This window comes from Promicromonospora sp. NPDC060204, assembly GCF_042728455.1.
GTDB lineage: Bacteria > Actinomycetota > Actinomycetes > Actinomycetales > Cellulomonadaceae > Promicromonospora.
This window is the reverse complement of the sequence record NZ_JBHWZO010000024.1, coordinates 1-21,069: the sequence shown is the minus strand read 5'-3', so window position 1 is coordinate 21,069 and position 21,069 is coordinate 1. Positions and strand designations below refer to the sequence as shown.

18 protein-coding genes are annotated in these 21,069 nt (G+C 73.3%); 9 read left to right on the top strand and 9 right to left on the bottom strand.

Annotated elements, in window-relative coordinates:
- The first annotated feature begins 74 nt into the window (after window positions 1-74).
- Window positions 75-863, top strand: coding sequence for an NUDIX domain-containing protein (locus tag ACFWEJ_RS05470; RefSeq protein ID WP_377228194.1), 789 nt, complete (start codon window positions 75-77; stop codon window positions 861-863).
- Here the strand turns inward: ACFWEJ_RS05470 and ACFWEJ_RS05465 are convergent.
- Window positions 832-1,872, bottom strand: coding sequence for a pirin family protein (locus ACFWEJ_RS05465; protein ID WP_377228193.1), 1,041 nt, complete (start codon window positions 1,870-1,872; stop codon window positions 832-834). The genes ACFWEJ_RS05470 and ACFWEJ_RS05465 overlap by 32 nt on opposite strands.
- A gap of 507 nt (window positions 1,873-2,379) precedes the next feature.
- On the bottom strand, window positions 2,380-3,312 hold the full coding sequence (locus ACFWEJ_RS05460) for a hypothetical protein (RefSeq protein ID WP_377228192.1): 933 nt from the start codon (window positions 3,310-3,312) through the stop codon (window positions 2,380-2,382).
- Window positions 3,313-3,699: 387 nt separating this feature from the next.
- On the opposite strand from ACFWEJ_RS05460, the gene ACFWEJ_RS05455 reads away from it, so the two are divergent.
- Both ACFWEJ_RS05455 and ACFWEJ_RS05450 read left to right on the top strand, forming a co-directional pair.
- Window positions 3,700-4,311, top strand: a complete 612-nt coding sequence (locus ACFWEJ_RS05455) for a TetR/AcrR family transcriptional regulator (RefSeq protein ID WP_285106540.1) — start codon at window positions 3,700-3,702, stop codon at window positions 4,309-4,311.
- An 81-nt stretch (window positions 4,312-4,392) separates the two neighbouring features.
- On the top strand, window positions 4,393-5,727 hold the full coding sequence (locus tag ACFWEJ_RS05450; RefSeq protein ID WP_377228191.1) for an MFS transporter: 1,335 nt from the start codon (window positions 4,393-4,395) through the stop codon (window positions 5,725-5,727).
- 64 nt (window positions 5,728-5,791) lie between these two features.
- Here the strand turns inward: ACFWEJ_RS05450 and ACFWEJ_RS05445 are convergent, their stop codons facing one another.
- The 3 genes from ACFWEJ_RS05445 to ptsP all read right to left on the bottom strand — a co-directional run bounded on the left by ACFWEJ_RS05445 (window position 5,792) and on the right by ptsP (window position 9,828).
- Entirely contained in the window at window positions 5,792-6,925 is a 1,134-nt protein-coding gene (locus tag ACFWEJ_RS05445) for a magnesium and cobalt transport protein CorA (protein WP_377228190.1), read from the bottom strand.
- 316 nt (window positions 6,926-7,241) lie between these two features.
- Window positions 7,242-8,120: a sugar phosphate isomerase/epimerase family protein gene (locus ACFWEJ_RS05440; protein ID WP_377228189.1), complete on the bottom strand. Its 879-nt coding sequence runs from the start codon at window positions 8,118-8,120 to the stop codon at window positions 7,242-7,244.
- A gap of 58 nt (window positions 8,121-8,178) precedes the next feature.
- Window positions 8,179-9,828: a phosphoenolpyruvate--protein phosphotransferase gene (gene ptsP, locus ACFWEJ_RS05435; protein ID WP_377228188.1), complete on the bottom strand. Its 1,650-nt coding sequence runs from the start codon at window positions 9,826-9,828 to the stop codon at window positions 8,179-8,181.
- Between the two features lie 131 nt (window positions 9,829-9,959).
- Here ptsP and ACFWEJ_RS05430 point away from each other — a divergent pair, with 131 nt between their 5' ends.
- Both ACFWEJ_RS05430 and ACFWEJ_RS05425 read left to right on the top strand, forming a co-directional pair.
- Entirely contained in the window at window positions 9,960-10,445 is a 486-nt protein-coding gene (locus tag ACFWEJ_RS05430; RefSeq protein WP_377228187.1) for a PTS glucose transporter subunit IIA, read from the top strand.
- 42 nt (window positions 10,446-10,487) lie between these two features.
- The gene (locus ACFWEJ_RS05425; protein ID WP_377228186.1) at window positions 10,488-11,132 is read left to right on the top strand and encodes an HAD family hydrolase; all 645 of its coding nucleotides are present in this window, start codon (window positions 10,488-10,490) and stop codon (window positions 11,130-11,132) included.
- A 4-nt stretch (window positions 11,133-11,136) separates the two neighbouring features.
- Here ACFWEJ_RS05425 and ACFWEJ_RS05420 read toward each other — a convergent pair whose 3' ends face one another.
- Together ACFWEJ_RS05420 and ACFWEJ_RS05415 are read right to left on the bottom strand one after the other, a co-directional pair.
- On the bottom strand, window positions 11,137-13,071 hold the full coding sequence (locus tag ACFWEJ_RS05420; RefSeq protein ID WP_377228185.1) for an NHL domain-containing thioredoxin family protein: 1,935 nt from the start codon (window positions 13,069-13,071) through the stop codon (window positions 11,137-11,139).
- A 10-nt stretch (window positions 13,072-13,081) separates the two neighbouring features.
- Window positions 13,082-13,297, bottom strand: a complete 216-nt coding sequence (locus tag ACFWEJ_RS05415; protein WP_377228184.1) for a hypothetical protein — start codon at window positions 13,295-13,297, stop codon at window positions 13,082-13,084.
- 258 nt (window positions 13,298-13,555) lie between these two features.
- Here ACFWEJ_RS05415 and ACFWEJ_RS05410 point away from each other — a divergent pair, with 258 nt between their 5' ends.
- Together ACFWEJ_RS05410 and ACFWEJ_RS05405 are read left to right on the top strand one after the other, a co-directional pair.
- On the top strand, window positions 13,556-14,611 hold the full coding sequence (locus tag ACFWEJ_RS05410; protein ID WP_377228183.1) for a hypothetical protein: 1,056 nt from the start codon (window positions 13,556-13,558) through the stop codon (window positions 14,609-14,611).
- Between the two features lie 262 nt (window positions 14,612-14,873).
- Window positions 14,874-15,218, top strand: a complete 345-nt coding sequence (locus ACFWEJ_RS05405) for a hypothetical protein (RefSeq protein ID WP_377228182.1) — start codon at window positions 14,874-14,876, stop codon at window positions 15,216-15,218.
- A 72-nt stretch (window positions 15,219-15,290) separates the two neighbouring features.
- On the opposite strand, the gene ACFWEJ_RS05400 is transcribed toward ACFWEJ_RS05405, so the two are convergent.
- Window positions 15,291-17,468: a prolyl oligopeptidase family serine peptidase gene (locus ACFWEJ_RS05400; protein WP_377228181.1), complete on the bottom strand. Its 2,178-nt coding sequence runs from the start codon at window positions 17,466-17,468 to the stop codon at window positions 15,291-15,293.
- 162 nt (window positions 17,469-17,630) lie between these two features.
- Between ACFWEJ_RS05400 and ACFWEJ_RS05395 the strand changes: the two genes are divergently transcribed.
- Window positions 17,631-18,239, top strand: a complete 609-nt coding sequence (locus ACFWEJ_RS05395; protein ID WP_377228180.1) for a hypothetical protein — start codon at window positions 17,631-17,633, stop codon at window positions 18,237-18,239.
- A 139-nt stretch (window positions 18,240-18,378) separates the two neighbouring features.
- Here ACFWEJ_RS05395 and ACFWEJ_RS05390 read toward each other — a convergent pair whose 3' ends face one another.
- Window positions 18,379-20,424: a cytochrome c oxidase assembly protein gene (locus tag ACFWEJ_RS05390; RefSeq protein WP_377228179.1), complete on the bottom strand. Its 2,046-nt coding sequence runs from the start codon at window positions 20,422-20,424 to the stop codon at window positions 18,379-18,381.
- A 167-nt stretch (window positions 20,425-20,591) separates the two neighbouring features.
- Here ACFWEJ_RS05390 and ACFWEJ_RS05385 point away from each other — a divergent pair, with 167 nt between their 5' ends.
- Window positions 20,592-20,864 carry a WhiB family transcriptional regulator gene (locus ACFWEJ_RS05385; RefSeq protein ID WP_182620063.1) on the top strand — a complete coding sequence of 91 codons (273 nt, stop codon included), beginning with the start codon at window positions 20,592-20,594 and terminating at the stop codon, window positions 20,862-20,864.
- Window positions 20,865-21,069: the final 205 nt, after the last annotated feature.

The window sequence follows — 21,069 nt, the reverse complement described above, 5'->3', positions numbered from 1 at the left end:
GATCGTTGTCGTCAGATTGACGATATCTACCCGCTCAGCTTTTCGTCAAGGTGACGAGAATGTACGGTCGAGGCATGGCCCGCACCACACCCGTCCCGTCCGCCGTACCCGACTCCGCGGGCGCCTTCCCCGTCACCGTCGACGTCGTGGCGCTCACGGTGCGCGACGGCGCCCTGCAGGCGCTCGTCGTCGACCGCCTCCTGGAGCCGCACCGTGGCCGGGCGGCGCTGCCGGGCGGGTTCGTGCTACCGGGCGAGACCCTGGAGCAGGCGGCGGGGCGGGAGCTCGCGGAGGAGACCGGGCTGACCGTCCCGGCCGGCGCGACCGGCACCGGCCCGTGGCACCTGGAACAGCTCCGCACGTACGGACCCCTCGGGCGTGACCCGCGCGGCCCCGTGCTCTCGGTCGCCTACCTCCTGCTCGCGCCGGCCTTCGGGCTGCCCGCGGCGGGCGGCGACGCGGCCGAGGCCCGCTGGGTACCCGTCGGCGGGCTCGGCGGCGGGCGGGGCGCAGGCCTCGCCTTCGACCACGACGGCATCCTGGCCGACGGCGTGGAGCGGGCCCGCGCCAAGATCGAGTACTCCCCGCTGGCGGCCGCGTTCTGCCCGCCCGAGTTCACGGTCGCGGAGCTGCGCGGCGTCTACGAGGCGGTCTGGGGCACGCAGCTCGACGCGCGCAACTTCCACCGCAAGGCCACGGGCACCCCGGGCTTCCTGGAGCCGACGGGGCGCCTGGGCGGAGGAGGACCCGGCCGCCCGGCCGAGCTGTTCCGGCTCGCGCCCGGCGTCGACCCGAGCGCGGCCGTGCTGCACCCGCCGCTGCTGCGGCCGGTCAGCCCTGGCCGGGACGCGCCCTCGGCTTGAGCCGCAGGTCCGGCAGCGCGGGCGCGCGCAGCGGCCCGCTCGGATATCCGTGCACCTGGCCGAACAGCCGCCCCTCGGCGCCGGCCGCGTACCCGGTCGTGCCGCCGTCGAGCTCGGCGATCTGCGCCATCCAGCCGTCTCGGGCCCGCACGATGTCCTCGTGGGTGCGGCCCATGAAGTTCCACCACATGATGACGTCCTCCTCGAACGGCAGGCCGCCGATCAGGACTGCCCGTGCCGGCGCCCCCGCCCCGGCGCGCACCACGAGCGTGGACCGGCCCGGCGCCACGTAGCCGAGGTTCGACGGCGGCACGGCGCTGCCCTCGAACGTCACGTCACCGGCGTCGACGAGCAGGGCGTGCTCGTGCCCCGCGTCGACGTCGATCCGCACCTCCGCCCCCGGCTCGAGATCGACCTGCGCCCCCACGAGCGGCGTGTAGGCCGTCGCGGGCGAGGCCAGCTCCTCCCCCGCCACGGTGAGCCGCCCCATGAACACCTGCACGACGGCGCCGTCCGCACGCACGACCGGGAGGTCCCCGTGGTGCTCGAAGTGCGGGTCGGCACCGAGCGCGGAGCCGGGCAGCGCCGTCCACAGCTGCACTCCGTGCAGCCGGGGCGGACGCACCCCGGCGGGCGACTCCTCCGAGTGCGAGATGCCCATGCCCGCCGTCATGAGGTTGAGCTCGCCGGGCCGGACCGTCTGCAGCGAGCCCACGGAGTCGCGGTGCAGGATCTCGCCCTCGAAGAGCCAGCTCACGGTCTGCAGCCCGGTGTGCGGGTGGGGCGGGACCTGCATGCCCTCGCTGTCGGAGACGTCGTCGGGGCCGTAGTGGTCGCTGAAGCACCACGCCCCGACGAGGGACCGCGCGCGCTGCGGGATGGTGCGCCGGACGTCCATCGCCCGCGGCCCGCCGAGCGGCACGTCGCGCGGGGTGAGGAGCTCGATGCCGTCGCCTTGCTCACCCGCGACGCAGACCTGCTCGGTCGGCCGGGTCTCGAGGTTGCTCATGGCCCGAGCCTAGATCGCGCGGGAGGACCCCGGGGAGGGGCCAGGGCCCCCGGGGCAGGCCGGGGGCCCTGGCAACCGCATACCCGTGGCCCGCGCTCGGCGCGTACCAGGGGCGCCGTGTCGACGTCACGACTCCGATGCGCTCGTCAGACCCGGATCGCCAGGCCTGTTCTGCACGAACACCTCGAACGCGGGCGGTCTTCCGGCCCCGTACAGGCACCTGTGGCGTCATCCACAGCCCGCACCGCGGTACGGGACGTCCTGTCGTTCTCCGGTCGACCATGTGTCCGATGCCCGGGCCGGTCGGTACTGCTGCAGCGCACCGCATCTGCACCCGGATCGTCGAACCACTGCCAACGTTTCTATCCGCGTGTCGCACCAGCGGCAACCGCTCCAGGGTTGTAATTTTCACCCTGCGGTATTACACAGTTCTATCCACAGGAAGAACCCCGAATTTCCCACACAACACACAGGGCTGTGGATCAAATCTGTGGATAACTAATTCCGTCAGACCCAGGCACGAGATCCCGGAGCGCCACCCGTGGCCGAGTCGTTGCGCCCGTCCAGCTCCTCCGGGGTGGCGATGAAGCCGCCGTCGTCCACGACGATGCCGGCGATGCGGCTGTGGAGGGACACGCCGAGGCGGGCGAGCGAGACGCGCATGCGCGCCCGGGCGATGACGTGCAGGCCCGACCCGTGCTCGAGCTCCAGCTCGTAGGGGTCGGCCGGCATCCAGGTGAGGCGGTAGGCGAACGGACCGTAGCTGCGCCAGTCCAGCGCCCCGAGGGCGCGCGGCACCCGGTCGACGCGCTCGACGTCGACCACGATCGAGCCGTCATACGCGGTGCTGCCCGCGAGCGTGTAGCGCGGGGACCCGTCCGGCGTGACCTGCTCGGCGGACACGTCGGCCGTGGCGATGAACGACCGGAGCATGGGCAGCACGTCCGTGGGCTGCAGCGCGTGCGCGGAGTAGAGGGCCAGGTTGACGGACGCCGCGGGGTCGGGGAGCAGCGGCTGCCGGCCGTCGGCGAGCACGCCGCCGGAGGTCTTGCGCGCCGCCGCGACCATCCACTGCACGATGCGAAGCTCCTCGCCCTGCGGGAGGGCGTGCGGGAAGGCGCGGGCGATCCCGTCCCGGTCGTCGTACGACGTCGGGGCGGCGCCGCGCACGTCGCGCAGGCCGTCGCTGCGCGCAATGGAGTACGCCTCCGCCTTGGTGGCGGGGATCGACAGCTCGGCGAGGTGCGCCTCGCCGACCTCGAAGGGGCCGGTCGCGACGTGCGCCTCCCCCAGACGCATGACACCAGGAACGAGCGAGTCGGGCTGCGCCATGCCCCGGAACCGGGACCCGGCCATGCGCCGCGCGCCCGAGGCGCGGGACGGTTCTCGGAGCCACGCGACCTCCGAGAACCACGCGGCGGCGAGCTCGCTGACCGCCACGGGGCCGTTCGTACTGGGCAGGATCAGAAGGTGACCCGAGGCGTGTTCCGCTGGAATCACACCCGCCAGAAATGTCATGCGGGCACCTTACTGCCGGGCACTTTCGCCCATGATGCAGGCGTGTTACAGAGAGGAAACACACTCGTGACGAAGGGCTCACGCAATTAGGGCAACGGACGGCGTAATTCCGCGGCATCGCCTCGGGCACTTCATCGACATTTCTGGGCGACTGAGTCTCAGTGCAAAATCATCAATATCGCCGTCTCGGTGCATACAAACGAGATCTATCAAGACTTAACGGCATCTGACGGATGAATACGCGCGCGGGCAGCCTGCGCCTCCGATCCCGCGTTCCAGTTACTGACGAGGCGGGCATATGATGTCAGCATGCCCAAGATCATCGGCAAGAGCCTGCACGAGCACCGCCAGATGACGAGGCACAAGCTGTTCACCGCTCTGTCCACCCTCATGGCTGAGCGCGGGTTCGACACCATCACGCTGGCCGACATCGCCGCCGCGGCGAACGTCGGCCGCACCGCTGTCTACAACCACTTCCACGACAAGGAAGCGCTGCTCCTCGGGTTCATCACGCACGAGACGGAGCAGTACGCCCACACGCTGGAGCGCGCGCTGGACGGCGTGAGCGACCCCGTGGAACAGCTGCGTACCTACATCCGCCAGCAGGCTCAGCTCACCCGCGTCTTCCACCTCGCCCCCGGCCCGGACCTGCGGACGGTCCTGTCCCGCGCCACGCAGCAGCGCCTGCGGGAGCACGCCGACATCGTGGAGGCGATCCTGCGCCGGATCCTCACCGCCGGGATCGAGGCGGGGACGTTCCCGCCCCAGGACATCGAACCCACTGTGCACCTGGTCAACGCCTGCCTGTCGGGGCGCCTCATCCCTGACGAGCCCGTGGCGCGCGAGCGCACGATCCGCGCCGCCGAGTCGTTCGTGCTCCGCGCCGTCGGGGCGCGGGTGCCGGAGCGCGTACCCGCTTAGTCGTCCGGACCCCCGTCGGGAACCTTCGCTGTCGGCATTTCGGGTGAAAACCCCTGCCTTCGACGCGGTAGCCTCGGGCCCGTGTCCTCTCCCGCCGTGAGCTCCGAGCCCGCGCCCGCGATGCGGCCGGCGCCGCTCGGCGGCGCGTTCACCCGGGTCGTCGCCGCCAACCTCAGCTCGAGCCTGGGCGACGGCATCGCGCGCGTCGCCGCGCCGCTGCTGGCCGCGCAGCTGACGAACGACCCGCTGCTCGTGTCCCTCGTGGCGGTCGCCGCGCTGCTGCCCTGGCTCCTGTTCGCCATCCCGGCCGGCGTGCTCGTGGACCGGATCGACCGCCGGCTCGCCCTCGCCCTGGCGGGCGGGGTCCGCGCCCTCGTGGCCGGCGGCCTCCTCGCCCTGCACCTCGCGGGCGCGCTCACCATCTGGTGGCTCCTGCTCGTGGTGCTCCTGTACGGCGTGCTGGAGACGGTGTACGACGGCGCCATCCGCGCCGTGGTCCCGTCCCTCGTGGGCCGCGGCGACCTGCCGCGCGCGAACTCGCGCATCGAGGCCACCGAGATCGTGGTGCAGCAGTTCCTCTCCCAGCCGCTCACGTCCTGGTTGCTCGCGTTCTCCGCGGCCTGGGCGCTCGGGCTGAACGCCGCCGCGTACGCGGTGGCCGGCGGGCTGGCGCTGGCGCTGCCCGCCGTCGCGTCCGGGATCGCCGCGCGCCGGCGTCGTGCGGAGCCGGTCGCCGGGCCGACGCCGGACGAGCCGACAGCCACCGAGGTGGGCCGAGACAGCGAGGCCGCCCCCGCCGCGGGCTGGCGGTCCGAGCTCGTCGCGGGCTTCCGGTTCATCTGGGCCAGCGCCATGCTGCGGCCGCTGTGGATCGTGAGCGTGCTCATCGGCATCTGCCACGCCGCCATCACGTCCACGCTGGTGCTGTTCATCCTGGACCGGCTCGACGTGCCCGAGGCCTGGTACGGCACCTTCATGCTGGCCGGTGCGCTGGGCGCCCTGACCGCCGCGGCGATCACGGGCCGGCTCAAGGCGCGCTTCCGGACGGGACCCGTGATGGCGGTCGCGAACGCCGTCGGCCTCGGGGCCTGGTTCCTGGCCGGCGCGTTCCCACTGGTCTGGGTGGGCGCGATCGCGATCTTCGTCTCGTTCGGCTGCACGACGACGTGGAACGTGCTGGTCATGTCCCTGCGTCAGGCCGCGGTGCCGAACCACCTGCTCGGCCGGGTGCACGGCACCTGGCGCACCGCCCTGTGGGGCGCGATGCCGCTCGGCTCGCTCCTCGGCGGACTGCTGGCCCGCTCGGGCTACAGCACCCCGCTGCTCGTCGGGGCGGCGGCCGGCCTGGTCGTCGCCGTCGTCGGGCACAAGTACATCGCCGGTCTGCCCGACCCGGAGACCCTCGACCCCGCCTGACCGGGAGCCGATGCCGGACGCCGGGCCGCGGCCGGGCCGGCAGGCCCGGCCCCCGCGCGGCCGATCAGATCCAGCGCTTCCAGCGGAAGACGCCGAACAGGCCAACGCTCACGGCGAGCATCGCGACCAGCGCCGCCGGGTACCCCCATGCCCAGCCCAGCTCCGGCATGGAGTCGAAGTTCATGCCGTAGACCGTGCCCACGAGGGTCGGGGCGAACAGGATGGCCGCCCAGCCGGAGATCTTCTTGACCTCCTCGCCCTGGCGGATGCTGACCTCGGAGAGGTGCTTCATCTCCTCGTTCTGCCGCTGCGCGACGAGCGTCGCGGCCACGGTCAGGATGTCGCGCAGCGCGGCGCGGAAGACCTCGATCCGGTCGGCGGCCTCGGTGAGGTGGTCCGCGACGTCGCGCAGGTAGGCCTGCAGCTCCGGGTCCACGCCGTACTTGTCGGCGCCCTTGGCGAGCGAGGCGCACAGCGCCTGCTCCGGCCGCACGGCCCGCTGGAAGTCGAGCACCTCGCGGGACAGCTCGTAGACGCGCCGCGACACGTCGGGCGCACCGCCCCAGACGTCGGACTCGATCTCGTCGATGTCGTGGTCCAGCCCGGCGACGACCGGCGCGTACCCGTCCACGACGCTGTCGAGGATGGCGTAGAGCACCGCTTCGGGGCCGCGCGCAAGCATCTCGGGGTCCGCCTCCAGGCGCGTGCGCACCGCGGCGAGGTCGGGCGAGGCGCCGTGCCGCACGGTCACCACGAAGTCGGGCCCCACGAACACGTGCAGCTCGCCGAACTCGACCTCCTCGGCGTCGTCCAGGTAGCGGGCGGCACGCAGCACGACGAACAGGGTGTCGCCGTAGCGCTCGATCTTGGGGCGCTGGTGCGCCTGGATGGCGTCCTCGATGGCGAGCGGGTGCAGGTCGAACTCGCGCGCGAGCGACGTCAGCTCGGTCTCCTCGGGGCGCTCCAGCCCGATCCAGGCCATGCCGCCGGGGCGGGACCGGAGCGCGCTGAAGGTCTCGGCGAGGTTGTCGTAGCCGGCGGTGCGGACGCCGTCGTCGTAGATCGCGGCGGCGACCACCGCGGAGCGCGGCTCGGGGGCGACGGGGCGCGGGGCGACGTCGGGCACGCCGACGGTGCGGCGCTGGCGCAGCGCGCCGAGCAGCGGACGGGCAGGGCGGGAGGGCAGGAACGTGGCCATGGGGGTACTCCTGGGGTCGAGCGCAGGAAAAAGGACTGCGAACGCACACCGCAGCAGCGGACGGCCGGGCGACCGGTGGACCTCACGCCCCGACAGGGGGCGGAGCGCACCGGTGCGCAGGAACCCGCGGACACGCGGGCAGGGGAACCGTCAGCTAGCTGCGGTTCGGACTACTCGGAGGCTCGCTACGGGTCATGCGCGCCACCTCCTTCGTCCTGCGGCGGTCCGCCGCACCAGTACCTTCTCGACGGGGGCCAGTCTAGCCCCGCCGCCCCTCAGGATCGAAACAGTTCGAGAGCAAGGTCACAGCAGCTCGTCACCAGGCGTCGTGCTCGCGGTGGTGCGGCCCCGGCGGGGTGTGGAACTCGTGCGGCGTGGGCGACAGGTAGGCCCGCGCGAACTGCAGCGAGGCGGCCAGGTCGTCGTGCCGCTCGGCGGCCGTGCGCGCCGCGCGGGTCGAGATCTCCACGCAGACGTCGCCGCTCCAGCGGCGCGCCACCAGCTCCTGGAGCACCTTCTCGGCGTGCATGCTGCCGCGGCCCGGGACCAGGTGCTCGTCCCGCGCGCCGTGGTTGCCGTCCGCGAGGTGCACGTGCCGCAGCCGGTCGCCGAACGTGTGCAGGAGGGTGAGCGCGTCCTGCTGGGCCACGCTCGCGTGCGACAGGTCGAGGGTCACGTAGTCGTAGTCGTGCTCGGCGGGGTCCCAGCCGGGCAGGTAGGCCTGGAACTCGCGCCGGCCACCCCGCCAGGGGTACATGTTCTCGACGGCGATCGTGACGCCGGTGGTCTCGCTCAGCTCGCGCACCTGGTCCTGGAACTGCCGCGCGTACTTGTACTGCCAGCGGAACGGCGGGTGCACCACGACCGTGCCCGCGCCGAGCTCCAGCGCCATCTCCGTGGTCCGCTCCAGCTTCGCGTCCGGAGACCGGCCCCAGACCCGCTGGCTCACCAGCAGCGTCGGCGCGTGCACCGACCGCACCGGCATGCCGTTGTCGGCGGCGAGCTTCGCGAGCGAGCGCGGGTTCTGGGTGACCTCCTCCGACCAGATCATCACCTCGATGCCGTCGTAGCCGAGCTCGGCCGCGGCCTCGAAGGCCAGCGGCACACGGCGAGGGAAGACCGACGCCGTCGAGAGCGTGACCTGCACGTCGGGTGCGGCGGGCTCCTGCGGTTCGGTCCGGATCGGTTCGGGCATGCGGGCCACCTTAAAGCGCCTTCGTAACTGAGATGTGACCGTGGGGTTCAGATGAGGTTCACGTGAGGAGACGTTCTCGCGCCAGGTCGCGCGCCGCCTGGGCGGTCGAGCACTCGAGGACGGCCCTCGCGAGCTCCACGCACTCGTCACGGGACACGCCTGCGAGGGTACCCGCGACGTCCGCCAGAGCACGAGGTGTCATGGACAACGACGTTACGCCCAGTCCCACGAGGACGGGCGCGAGCAGCGGATCGGCCGCGGCCTCGCCGCACACCCCCACCGGAGCACCATGCAACGCCCCGCCCTCGCTCGCCACCCGGACGAGCTCGAGGACGGCGGGCTGCCACGGGGTCGACAGGACGGCCACCCCGGCCAGGTCCCGGTCAGCAGCCATCGTGTACTGCGTGAGGTCGTTGGTGCCCAGGCTCGCGAACGACACCTCGGCCAGCAGGTGCCGCGCCTGCAGCGCGGCGGCCGGCGTCTCGATCATGATCCCCGGCTGCTCCAGGCCGTGCGCCGCGCACGCCGCCGCGAAGTCGCGGGACTCGTCCACGGTCGCGACCATCGGCGCCATCACCCAGACCTCGGCGGTCTCCGCGGCGGCGGCCCGGGCGATCGCGTCGAGCTGCCGGTCCAGCACGTCCGGGTGCGCGACGGCGGTGCGCAGCCCGCGCACGCCGAGCGCCGGGTTGTCCTCGTGGTCCGGCGTGAGGAACCGCAGGGGCTTGTCGGCGCCCGCGTCGAGCGTGCGGACCACCACCCGGCGGCCCGGGAAGTGGGACAGCACCGCCCGGTAGGCGGTCACCTGCTCCTCGACGCTGGGCTCCTCGCCCCGGCCCAGGAAGCAGAACTCGGTACGGAACAGGCCGACGCCGCGCGCGCCCGCGGCCGCGGCGGCCTCGGCCGCCGCCGGGTCGGCGACGTTCGCCACGAGCTCCACCTCGGACCCGTCGCGGGTCACGCCCCGGCCGTCGAACGTGGCGGCGGTGACCCGGCGCCGGGCGCCGGCGACGTCGTCGGCGGACGGGGCGCGCAGGACCGTGCCGAGCGTGCCGTCGACGACCAGCTCCTCGCCGGCCACGAGGTCGTTCGCCCCGGGCAGCGCGACGACGGCCGGGATGCCGAGGGCGCGCGCCAGGATGGCCATGTGCGAGGTGGGGCCACCGCGCGCCGTGACGATCGCGGTGACCACGGCGGGGTCTAGCATCGCGGTGTCGGCGGGGGCGAGGTCGCTCGCGACGAGCACGAACGGGTGCCCCGGGTCAGGCACGCCGGGCGGGGCGGCGCCGGTGAGCGCGGCGACGATGCGGTCGCGCACGTCGCGCACGTCGCGGGCCCGCTCCGACATCGGCGGGCCGAGCGACTCGAGCTGGGACGCCACCGCCCCGGCGGCGTCCCACACGGCGCGTTCCGGCGTGAGGTGGTCATCGCGCACGCGGCGGGCCGCGGCGGCGGCGAGGGTCGGGTCGGCGGCCATGGCCGCGGTGACGGCGAGGACGTCGGCCGCGGTGCCCGACGCGCGGCCCGCGCGCTCCGCGAGATCGGCCTCCACCCGGGCTGCGGCGTCCTCGACGGCACGGACGGCGTCGTCCGCGGAACCCGACAGGCGGCTCGTGCTCGGCTCGGGCACCCGGGCCGGCATCCGGACCACGGTTCCCACCGCCCGGCCCGGGCTCGCCGGGACTCCCGTGAGCCTCTCGCTCGTCATCCGTACGCTCCCTCGGGCTCGTCGTCGAGTGTCCTCGGAACGTTACACGCGACGGACGGGCCGAGCGAGGTCCGCTCGCCGGGTGCGGCGTCCGACGATCGCCGGGTGCGACGTTCTGACAAGATGACCGCATGGCCGAGGCCCTGAACGTCGGATCTCCCGTCGCCGGACGGGTGGTCGCGATGCGCGACGTACCGGATCCCGTCTTCGCGGAGAGCATCGTCGGCCCGGGTCTCGCGGTCGAGCCCGATGCCGAGACCGGCGGGCGAGTCGTGGCGCCGTGCGCCGGCGTCGTGGTCAAGCTGCACCCGCACGCCTTCGTGCTGCTGGCGCCGTCCGCGGGCGCCGAGCCCGCCGGGGGCCGGGGCGTCCTCGTGCACCTCGGCATCGACACCGTCCAGCTCAAGGGTGAGGGCTTCACGCTGCTGGTCGAGGAGGGAGACACCGTCACCGCGGGCCAGGAGCTCGTCGTCTGGTCCCCCACCACGGTGGCGGACGGCGGCCGGTCGCCCCTGGTGCCCGTCGTCGCCCTGGACCTGGGTACCGACGGGCTGGACGAGCTGGTCCGCCCGGGCGCCGTCGTCCGGGCGGGCGACCCGCTGTTCCGCCTGGCGTGACGCACCCGCCCCGCGCCCCGCGCGTGACCTAGGGTCGGGGCCATGGTGCGCACCGTGGTGTTCGACGTCGGCGAGACCCTGATCGACGAGTCCCGGATCTGGCTGCGCTGGGCCGAGCGGCTCGGCGTCCCGCCGCTCACGTTCCTGGGGGTGCTCGGCGGCTGCGCCGCGCTCGACCTGTCGCACCGGGAGGCCTTCGAGCTGCTGCGGCCCGGGCTGGACTTCCAGGCCGAGACCGCCGCCTGGGCGCTCGACGACCCGGACGGGCTGCGCACCGGGTTCGACGCCGACGACCTCTACCCCGACGTCCGCCCCGCGCTGGCGGCCCTGCGCGCGGCCGGCTTCGACGTCGTCATCGCCGGGAACCAGCCGCCCGAGGCACGCGCCGCGCTGGAGGCGATGGACCTGCCGGCGAGCGCGATCCGCACCTCGGACGAGTGGGGCGTCCAGAAGCCGGAGCCGGAGTTCTTCGTCAAGGTCGCGGAGCTGTCCGGCGTCGCGCCGGAGGAGATCGCCTACGTGGGCGACCGCCTCGACAACGACGTGCTCCCCGCCGCCGACGCCGGGATGCGGCCGGTCCTGCTCCGCCGCGGCCCGTGGGGCTACCTGCACGCGCTGCGCCCCGAGGCCGCGCGCACGACCGTGATCGACTCGCTGACCGAGCTGCCGGCAGTGCTCGCGAGCTGAGTGGTCAGCCGCGGAGCGGCAGGGTCAGCTCCGCGGAGCCGTCCAGCGCCACGCGGACCGGGACGCCCCAGTCCTGCTGGGCCAGGTGGCAGGCCGGGAAGACGTCGGGGTCCGGCTCGCCGTTCGGCAGCAGCGGCACCTGGTCGCACGACGCCGCCTTCGCGGTCACGTGCAGGATGCCCTCGGCCACGTCGGGGTTGATCACCAGGTCGCGGAACAGGTCCGTCCCGTTCCCCGCCCCCGACAGCAGCAGCTCCGGCGGGGTCGCGCTGACCTGGAGCGACGTCGACGGGCCCCAGCGGTCGTCGAGCTTCTGGCCCGGGGCGGGCGCGAACGGCACATCGAGCCGGAGCGCACCCGCGGCCACGTCGGTGGCGGGCCGGGCGACCTTGTGCGCGCCGGCGTCGAGCACCTCGCCCGCGAGGCCCGCCGGGAGCGCCACCCGCGTGAGCCGGTGCGCGGCCGACTCCACGACGAGCAGGTGCACGGCGTCGTCCGCGACCTCGACCAGCACGTCCGACGGCTCCGCCAGGTCCTTCGCCAGGGTCGTCACCTCGCCGGAGGCCGGGTCGTACCGGCGCACGGCGCCGTTGTAGGTATCGGCGACGACGACGCTGCCGTCCGGCAGCACCGCCACGCCGAGCGGGTGCTGCAGCAGGGCCTGGTCGGCAGCGCCGTCGCGGTGCCCGAAGTCGAACAGACCCTGGCCGACGGCGGTCTCGAGGGTCACCTCGGTCTCGCTCACGGGCACCACGCGGCGCAGGGCGGAGGTCTCGGCGTCGGCGAGCCACAGCGCGCCGTCGGCCGCGGCCGCGAGGCCCGAGGGCTGCGCGAACCACGCGCCCTCGCCGGGGCCGTCCTCCAGGCCCTCGTTCATCGTGCCCGCGAGCAGCGAGACCTGGTCGAGGTGCGGGCCGGGGTGGAAGTCCCACAGGGTGTGGTTCCCGGCCATCGCGACGACGAACACGCCACGCTCGGCGGACCACTCCACGTCCCACGGCGAGGACAGCCGGACGCTCAGCGCGTCGTACGCGTCGTCGGTGTCGAACGCGCCGACCGTGCCGGCCACGTTCTCCTGGCCACCCACCATGAACTGCTGCCCCGTGCCGGCGACGGTGCGCACGGTGCCGTCGGACAGCCGCACCCCGCGCAGGGCGTGGTTGACCGTGTCGGCGACCACGACGTCGTACCCGAGGCTCGCGGTCAGGTCCGCGGGCACCAGGCACAGCCCGTTCGGCTCCGAGAACCGCGCCTCGTCGGGCCCGCCGTCCACCAGGCCCCGTTCGCCCGAACCGATGCGCCGCACCAGCGTCTCGCCGTCGGGCGCGAGCTCCGCGAGGGAGTGGTGCCCGGCGTCCGCGACCAGGAGGTTGCCGTTCGGCAGGGCGAGCGCCTTGGCGGGGAACCGCAGCGTGCCCGACGCCGGGGCGGGCGGCACGTACGGACCCGAGCCGCGGTGCAGGGTGCCCTTCAGCGCGTGCTCGGCGACCAGGTCGTCCACGAGCGCCGCGATGGCGGAGCCGTGCCCCTCCCCCGCCATCTGCGCCACGATGTAGCCCTCGGGGTCGATGACCACGAGCGTGGGCCAGGCCCGCGCGGTGTATGCGCCCCAGGTGACCAGCTCGGGGTCGTCGAGCACGGGGTGGCGCACCTCGTACCGCTCGACGGCGGCCGCGAGCGCGTCGGGGTCGGCCTCGTGCTCGAACTTGGGCGAGTGCACGCCGATGATCACGAGCTCGTCGCGGTGCCGCTCCTCGACCTCGCGGAGCTCGTCCAGGACGTGCAGGCAGTTGATGCAGCAGAAGGTCCAGAAGTCGAGCACCACGATCTTGCCGCGCAGCTCGGAGAGCGTGACGGTACGGCCGCCGGTGTTCAGCCAGCCGCGCCCGACGAGCTCGGACGCACGGACCCGGGGAAAGTTCTGGACGGTGGCGCTCACCGGCCCATTGTCACTCCCGGGGCGCGGCGTCCTTGCCGCCGTCCGCCCTGCGGGCACGCCACTGCTCGACCAGCGCCTTGTCGGCCCGGCGGCGGGTGAGCTCGCTCTTGCTGGAGTGCACGGCCGCACGGTGCGCGAGCAGGGCAGCGCGGTCCCGCTCGAGGGCCCACATGAGGGCCTCCCGCACGTCGGCGCGGGTCACCCGCGCGCTCCGCGTCTCGTCCATCGTCCCGATCATTCTCGCCGTTTCGTGTCCTTCGGCGTCCGAAGCGGGCGCCGCCAACGTTTCAAGAGGCTGCCGAGGATCTTTTGTGACACCTCGGGGCTTCCTGGCTTTCACCCGGCCATGGTTGGGTGTAGCAGAGGAACGTACCGCGCAAACCTGGCAGCGCGATATCCGTCTATCGGATGACTTTCCCGGGCAGATCGGCGTGTCGCCAACTTGCTGCCGTGTCGTGTTGGTGGGTGAGGAGAGGATCAGGGCATGGACCGCGACCAGGCCAGGAAGATGAAGGAGCAGCTCACAGCCTTCGCCCGAGAGCTAGCCGAGAAGCACGGGGCCGTGGCGACACCGCGGTCGCCCGGTGCCCAGACGGAGGCCGACGCCGCGGACGCCGTGCGGGCGCCCACCCTGGCACTGGGTCTGGTGCCACAGGCGGACGGCGAGTTCGGCATCGCCGTCCGCTACCGGCTCGGGATGCCCCGGGCCCGTTCGATCGTGCGCAAGGTCTCGGCGGAGATCGGGCCCACCGCCGACATCCGCCGCACCGGTCGCATCCGCCCGGTGAGCGAGCTGGGCCCGCGTCCGCCCGCGCCGACGTCGCAGGCGGACGGCGACACCGACCGGCGCCGTCCGCTGCGGCCGGGCATCTCCATCGGCCACGTGGGCGTCACGGCGGGCACGCTCGGTGCCTTCGTGACCCGCGCCGTGCCCGGCGACGGCCACCTGTACGCGCTGTCGAACTACCACGTGCTGGCCGGCTCGCCCGAGGCGCGGCCCGGCGACGTCGTCCTGCAGCCGGGGCCGGCGGACGGCGGGCTGGCGCCCGGCGACCGGATCGGTGAGCTCACGCAGGTGGTGGACCTGGACTCGGCCGAGCCGTCGTACACGGACGCCGCGATCGCGCGCCTCGACCGGGTCCCGGTCAGCTTCGACTACCCCGTCGGGCGCGTGGTCAAGACCGCCCGCGCCCTGGGCGGCGAGATCGTCGGCAAGGTGGGCCGGACGACGGCGACCACGCGCGGGCGGGTCACGGCCATCGAGCTGGACGACGTCATCGTCGGCTACGAGGACCTCGGCGCCCTCACCTTCGACGACCAGATCGAGATCGAGTGCCTCGACGACGGGCCGTTCTCCCGGGGCGGGGACTCGGGTGCGCTCGTCTACCGGGAGGACGGCGTGGCCATCGGTCTGCTCTTCGCCGGGTCCGAGTCGGGCGGCCGCAGCGGGAAGGGACTCACGTACGCCAACCCGATCGACCAGGTCCTTGAGATACTGGGTGTGGAGCTGGCGAGGGAGCAGGCCCATCCGTTCGCATGAGGTCCGCGACGGCCCGCTTCCACCCGGGGCGGGCCCGGGTGCCCCCGGGTGATGTTCGGCATGCGCACCAGCGTTTCCCCCGCCGGGCGTGTCGCGATCGGCGATCGGCGCGATGGGCGTGTCGGCGCGGCGCGTCGCGGCCTACAACCCGGCTGACCTGCGGCGCTGTCCGAGGTGCCGAAGTGGGTCCCGCAGGCCCTCTCGGTCCCGGTGGAAGGGGGTAGACACGGGGGACACAATGGATGACCAGGAGGTGATCGGGATGGCAACACTCGACGAGGCTCGGTCGGCAAAAGCCGCATTGCGGGAAAAAGTGACTGGGCTCGACGGTGTGATCGGGGTTGGCGTCGCCCCAGAGTTCACGGCGTCAATCAGCCAGCCACCACGTGAGCACCCCGCTCGAAAGCAAGCACAGCCCGGCACGTCCGGCAGGTCGCCGGTCGAAGTTCTCTCCGAGGACGAGCTTGTCGAGCAGGTGGCAGGACCCGGCGGTAGCTGGGTGCTGCAGGTCAACGTGACGGACGCCCGTCTCGTGGACAAGATCCCCGAGGAGATCAACGACGTCGCGGTGCGCGTGCGCGTCGTAGGCGCCGTCCGGGCGGGCTGACACCCGGAACCGGCCCGGGCACCGGAGCAGAGCGGACGCCGAGCGCCCGCTCCACCCCGGCGCAACGCTCGGTCAGCCGAGCGTCGCCGGTAGCTCGGGCGTCTCCCCGAGCACCCGCTCGGCGAGGAACGCCGAGACCACCTGGTACCAGACCTTGGCGTTCTGCGGGGTCAGGATCCAGTGGTTCTCGTCCGGGTAGTACAGGAACCGGTGCACCGTCTCGCCGTCGTCGGACGCCGGGAGGCCCGACTTCGTGAGCAGCTCGAACCACAGGCGCAGGCCCTCACCCACCGGGACGCGGTAGTCCTTGTCGCCGTGGATCACGAGCATCGGGGTGCGGATCTCGCCCACCGACAGGTGCGGGCTGTTCTCCAGCGCCATCTCGGGCGTCATCTCGCGCGCCCAGTAGAACGAGGCGTCCGTGGTGGGGCCGAACTGGTCCAGCGCCCACAGGCTCGCGTGCGTCACGACGGCCTGGAACCGGTCGGTGTGCCCGGCCACCCAGTTGGCCATGTAGCCGCCGAACGAGCCGCCCATCGCGGCCGTGCGGGTCTCGTCGATCTCGGGCAGCGCCTCCGCGGCGTCCGTGATCGCCATGAGGTCCGTGAACGGCGCCCCGCCCCAGGCACCCCAGCCGCGCTGCACGAACTCCTGGCCGTACCCGGTCGACAGCGCGGGGTCCGGCAGCAGCACCGCGTAGCCCTGGGCGACCATCAGCCACGGGTTCCAGCGCCAGCTCCACGCGTTCCAGGAGCCCAGCGGTCCGCCGTGGATCCACAGCAGGAGCGGGGCCTTGGCGTCCGGGCCGACGTCGGCGGGCAGCGCCAGCCAGGCGCGCACGCGCGTGCCGTCCCCGGCGGTGGTCTCGACCTCGGTCAGCGTGCCCGGCAGGGCCGGGGCCGGCACCGGCGAGCGCAGCAGGGTCGCCGCGACCGGCGTCCGTTCCCCCGCGGAGCCGGACGCGACGAATGCCGCCAGGTCGACGCGGACCGGCTCGGCGGGCGCCGCGTAGGAGCTGCGCAGGGCGAAGAGGGTCGCGCCGTCGGGGGTGACGTTCAGGTCGGAGAAGACGGCGTCGTCCGACGTCACCTTCTCGACGACCACGTCGGCGCCGGGCAGCGCCCCCGAGAACGTGAGCAGGAAGACCGGGCCACGGCCGTCGTCGTCGGCCTGGACCAGCAGGCCGCTGCCGTCCGGGAGCCAGGTGGGGCGGCCGGGCCAGCGGTCCCAGTCGTCCGCGAGGACCACCGGCTCCGCGGAGCCGTCCGTCGGCACGAGGGCGAGGCGGACCACGGGCGCCTCGTCCGGGGACGAGATCGACTCGGTCACGTAGGCCACCCAGGCGCCGTCGGGCGAGATGCGCGGCGCTCCGGTGTCGGCGTCCGGGTCGTCCACCAGGACGCGCCGCTCGCCGGTGGCGGTGTCGTGCACGACCAGGGTGCCGCGCACCGCCGCGCCGGGGTCGCTCACGTTCCAGGTGGTGACGAGGGTCGTGCCGTCGGCGGACAGGTCCGCGGCGTGGTCCGTCAGGTGCTTGCCCGCACCGGTGAGGTCGCGCAGGTCGAGGTGCTTGCCCGGCGTCGCCTCGTCGGCCGACGGCGCGGCGCCCTCGGCACGCGGGGCCTTCGGCAGCGGCGCCGCCGGCTCGTCCACGAGCGACGCGAGGTCGCCCACCAGACGACGCTCCTCGTCCGGACCCAGGTCGTGGTCCCACAGCCGCACGGGGTAACCGCTGTGCAGGATCGCCGACACCTTCTGGTCCTTGCGGGCCTTGCGGAGCTCGGCGTCCTGCGCCAGGTCCTTCGCGGAGGGCAGGAGGCTCGCGCCGACGCTCACCGTGTCGGCGTCCCGCGCCGCGAGCGGGCCGGAGACGCCGCTCTGCGGGGACGCGATCACGCGGGCCTCGCCGCCACCCGCCGGCAGGAGCCAGAGGGCCGACCGGGGCTCGTCGGCGTCCTTGCCGTCGGGGTCGGGCCGGGCCGAGGTGAACAGGACGTCGCCGGACCGCGTGAAGACGGCGGACGACTCGCCCTTCGCGGACCGGGTCAGCCGCCGTGCCGGTGCCTCGCCCGCCGGGTCCACCTCCCAGAGGGCGGTCCGGTAGGCCGTGCGCTCACCGTCGAGCGTCTGCAGGGTGGCGACGAGACGGGTGCCGTCCGGACTGGCGGTGAGGCCGGTGAGGCGCGGGATCGCCACATACCGGTCGAGGTCGTGGAACGGGGTCTGCGGGTTCTGCGGAGATTCGCTCACGCGGCCGTCCTATCACGCCGGAGCCGCGTGCGACATGAGGTTTCACGCGACGCGGAGCGGTTGGCAGCCCGCCACAGGAGCGGGCTGCTGTTTTCTAGCTGTTGCGTATATGCAATGGCGTTTGGGCGTGCACGGCCGCCGTTCGGATGTGAATATCGCGCGATGGGACAGAGGGCCGGGAGCTCGCCGGTGGGCTTCACGCTGCACGCGTGGGTGGACGAGTCGATGAAGCAGCAGGTCGGGCAGACCGAGGGGATGTACCTGCTCGCGGCCGTGGTCGGGGACCCGGGCAGGTGCGAACCGGCGCGCGATGCGCTCCGGGAGCTTGTGCGCAAGCGGGGCGGCCGTCTGCACTGGAGGCAGGAGGAGGCTCCTCGCCGCGCCAAGATCGCCTCGGCGATCGCGTCGCAGGACCTCGCGTGCATCGTCGTCGTCGGCGTGCCGATCGCGCCACGACGGCAGGAGCGCGCACGCCGCAAGTGCATGGAGCGGCTGCTCTTCGAGCTCGAACGGATCGGCGTATCCCACGTCTGGCTCGAGGCCCGGTCCGCTCTGCTCAACCGCCGTGACGTGGAGCTGGTCGACGCCCTGCGCGCCCGCGGGACGCTCGTGACCCGCACCCGGATCGAGCACTCCCCGCCGGACGACGAACCGATGCTGTGGGCGGCAGATGCCGTCGCCGGCGCGGTGGCCCGTGCCCGGCAGGGGCTCGACCTCGACATCCGGTCTGCACTCGGGGAGGTGGACGAGATCGACATCGAACTGTCCTAGACGCGCGAAGGCCGGGGTCCTGACCTACATCAGGAGTTCCCGGCCTCACTTCCGTTCCCTCAGCGGGGGAAGGCTTGTTGCCAGGATAGATCACGCCTGCCGGATCCGTCATCCGGATCCGGCGCTCCCCGGGACGCGGTCAGCCCTCCCCGCGGCGCGCCGCCTCCTCCGCCTTCTTGGCGAGCATCTCGTTGTACGCCTCCAGCTCGGCGTCGCCGTCCCGCTCTGCCTTGCGGTCGGTGCGCCGGGCCTCGCGCGCGTCGGACTTGGTCCAGGAGATGGCGACGCCGACGGCGAGCAGCAGCGTCGGCAGCTCGCCGATGCCCCACGCGACCGCGCCGCCCTTCTGCTGGTCCACGATCGCGCTCGGCCCCCACGGGCGGCCCATGAGCCCGAACCAGTCGGGGACGAGCAGAGCCGTGCCCGACGTCAGCGTGACGCCGAAGAACGCGTGGAAGGCCATGGTGGCGAACAGCAGCACGAGGCGCATCGGGTACCCCGGCCGGGACGGGCCCGGGTCGACGCCGATCAGCGCGTTCGCGAAGAGATACCCCACGAGCGTGAAGTGCAGGATCATCCACAGGTGGCCCGCGTACGTGGTCAGGGCCAGCTCGAACAGGGGCGTGAAGTAGAAGACGATCATCCCGCCTGCGAACAGGACGGCGGCCACGATTGGGTTCGCGAGGAAGCGGCCCCAGGCCGAGTGCACGAGCAGCAGGACCCACTCGCGAGGTCCCCGCGAGTCGTCCTTGCGTGCGGGGACGGCCCGGGCGAGCAGCGTGATCGGCGCGGCCAGCACGAGGAAGATCGGCACCACCATGGCCAGGATCATGTGCTGGACCATGTGCGCGCTGAACAGCACGTGGCCGTAGACGGCCGCGCCGCCGTTCGTGGCCCAGAAGAGGGTCACGATGCCGAGGCACCAGGAGACGGTGCGCCCCACCGGCCACGCGTCGCCCCGCTTGCGCAGCCGGAGCGCCCACCGGACGTACACGATGAGGGCGGCCGCGCACGCGAACGCCACGATGACGTCCCACTGGAACTCGGTGAGCCACCGCAGCACCGTCGGCTCGGGCGGCAGCGGGTGGCCGGTGACGATCTCGGCCGGGGTCGGGTCCGTGATCGCGTCGTCGGGCACGGGGGGCGCCGTGGAGCCGAGGGCGACCGCCACGCCGGACACGGCGCCCATCACGGCGACCTCCACCGCCGCGAGGCGCCAGAACAGGCCGATCGCCACGTTCCGCGTGGTGCCGGCGGACAGGCGCGCCACGACGGTGCTGCGGTGCAGCCAGCCCAGGCCGCCCAGCACGATCAGCAGCACGGCCTTGACTACGATCAGGATGCCGTAGTCGGTGCCGAGCTGGTCGAGCGACCCGATCCGGATCCAGGCGCTGACCAGCCCGGAGACGGCGACGGCGGCGAAGCACCAGATCGCGATCGCGGAGTACCGCCGGATCACGTCGGCGGTCGCGGCGTACCGCAGCCCGACGAGGACGATCCCGGCCAGCCCGCCGATCCAGAGGGCGGCGCCGCCCAGGTGCAGGAACAGGGCCGAGATCGCGAGGTCGTGGCTGGCCGCGCCGGCAGCGTGGCCCGTGGAGGACTGCATGCCGAGGGCGACCAGCGGCAGCGCCATCGTGCACAGGGCGCCGACCGGGCCCCGCACGAGGAGTGCGACGGCCGCGGTGAGCGCGGCGACGATCACGATGCCCAGGTAGGTGCGGCCCACCGGGATGGTCGAGACGTACTCCATCAGGGCCGGGCCGAACGTCGGCGAGTCCAGGGGCAGGTACGTGGACCACGAGAACCGCAGCACGAGCTGCACCAGCGCCGCGACGGTCCACACCCCGGCAGCGACGCCCGCGACCCCGATCGCGCGGTCCACGAGCGGCCCGCGCGGCAGCACCCAGGCCGCCAGCGCGAGCGCGCCGACGGTCGCGGCCACGGCCAGCTCGGTGGTCACGGTGGCGACGGGCACGCCCCACCGCACCAGCACGCCCGGGTCGGCGAAGTTGGCGAACGCGGTGAACGCCCCGGAGAACGCGCCGGCCGCGAGGAGGGCGGCGAGCGCCACGAGCCCCGCCACCGGCAGGGCCAGGCCGAGCCACGAGGGGCTGGTCGGGCCGCTCTCGGTGCTCTTCCGGGCGGTTCTGCTCGTCCCGTTCCGGGCGTCGGTGGGTGTCACACGGTCCAGCCTAGGCGCGCCGGGCAGCGGTTCTGACCGCCCGTGGGCATCCCGTTGACCACACCGCGGGCATACCGCCACCGGGACTTTCGAAGAAATTCAGGAAAAGTTGGGAGGGATTATGCACCAAACCCAACCCTTTAGCCCTCTTCTGCGTTGTGACCAGTGTGGACCTCGCGAACATCATCACCGAGACCGACGACTCCGTGCCGTGCTCGGAACAGCCCGAGCTCTGGTTCGCGGAGCATCCGGCGGACCTCGAAGAGGCGAAGCGCGCCTGCGCGGCCTGCCCGCTCAAGGCGCAGTGCCTGGCGGGCGCTCTCGCGCGCCGTGAGCCGTGGGGCGTGTGGGGCGGAGAGATCGTCGTGGACGGCACCGTGCGCAGCCGCAAGCGTCGTCGTGGACGCCCGCGCTCGATCGGTGGCATGCGCGTGGCGTGACGGCCGCGTGAGCACCAGACGTCGCCCGGGGCACGGCGGCCGAGCGCGGCCGCCGTGACTGTCGGAGCAGTGCGCCCACCCGTACCGCGGATCGCCCAGACCGATCCGGGCAGGCGCACTGCTCCGGCCGCGCCACGTCTTGGATCGTTCCAGGGCGTGGGCCCGCGAACGTGTCAGACCCCCAGGTCACCCGGGTGACCTGGGG

Coding starts and splice junctions, on each gene's coding strand:
- ACFWEJ_RS05455 (WP_285106540.1), top strand. CDS start 3,700: ATGCCCAAGATCATCGGCAAGAGCCTGCACGAGCACCGCCAGATGACG.
- ACFWEJ_RS05430 (WP_377228187.1), top strand. CDS start 9,960: ATGGCCGAGGCCCTGAACGTCGGATCTCCCGTCGCCGGACGGGTGGTC.
- ACFWEJ_RS05445 (WP_377228190.1), bottom strand. CDS start 6,925: ATGGCCACGTTCCTGCCCTCCCGCCCTGCCCGTCCGCTGCTCGGCGCG.
- ptsP (WP_377228188.1), bottom strand. CDS start 9,828: ATGACGAGCGAGAGGCTCACGGGAGTCCCGGCGAGCCCGGGCCGGGCG.
- ACFWEJ_RS05465 (WP_377228193.1), bottom strand. CDS start 1,872: ATGAGCAACCTCGAGACCCGGCCGACCGAGCAGGTCTGCGTCGCGGGT.
- ACFWEJ_RS05415 (WP_377228184.1), bottom strand. CDS start 13,297: ATGGACGAGACGCGGAGCGCGCGGGTGACCCGCGCCGACGTGCGGGAG.
- ACFWEJ_RS05405 (WP_377228182.1), top strand. CDS start 14,874: ATGGCAACACTCGACGAGGCTCGGTCGGCAAAAGCCGCATTGCGGGAA.
- ACFWEJ_RS05425 (WP_377228186.1), top strand. CDS start 10,488: ATGGTGCGCACCGTGGTGTTCGACGTCGGCGAGACCCTGATCGACGAG.
- ACFWEJ_RS05410 (WP_377228183.1), top strand. CDS start 13,556: ATGGACCGCGACCAGGCCAGGAAGATGAAGGAGCAGCTCACAGCCTTC.
- ACFWEJ_RS05395 (WP_377228180.1), top strand. CDS start 17,631: ATGGGACAGAGGGCCGGGAGCTCGCCGGTGGGCTTCACGCTGCACGCG.
- ACFWEJ_RS05470 (WP_377228194.1), top strand. CDS start 75: ATGGCCCGCACCACACCCGTCCCGTCCGCCGTACCCGACTCCGCGGGC.
- ACFWEJ_RS05440 (WP_377228189.1), bottom strand. CDS start 8,120: ATGCCCGAACCGATCCGGACCGAACCGCAGGAGCCCGCCGCACCCGAC.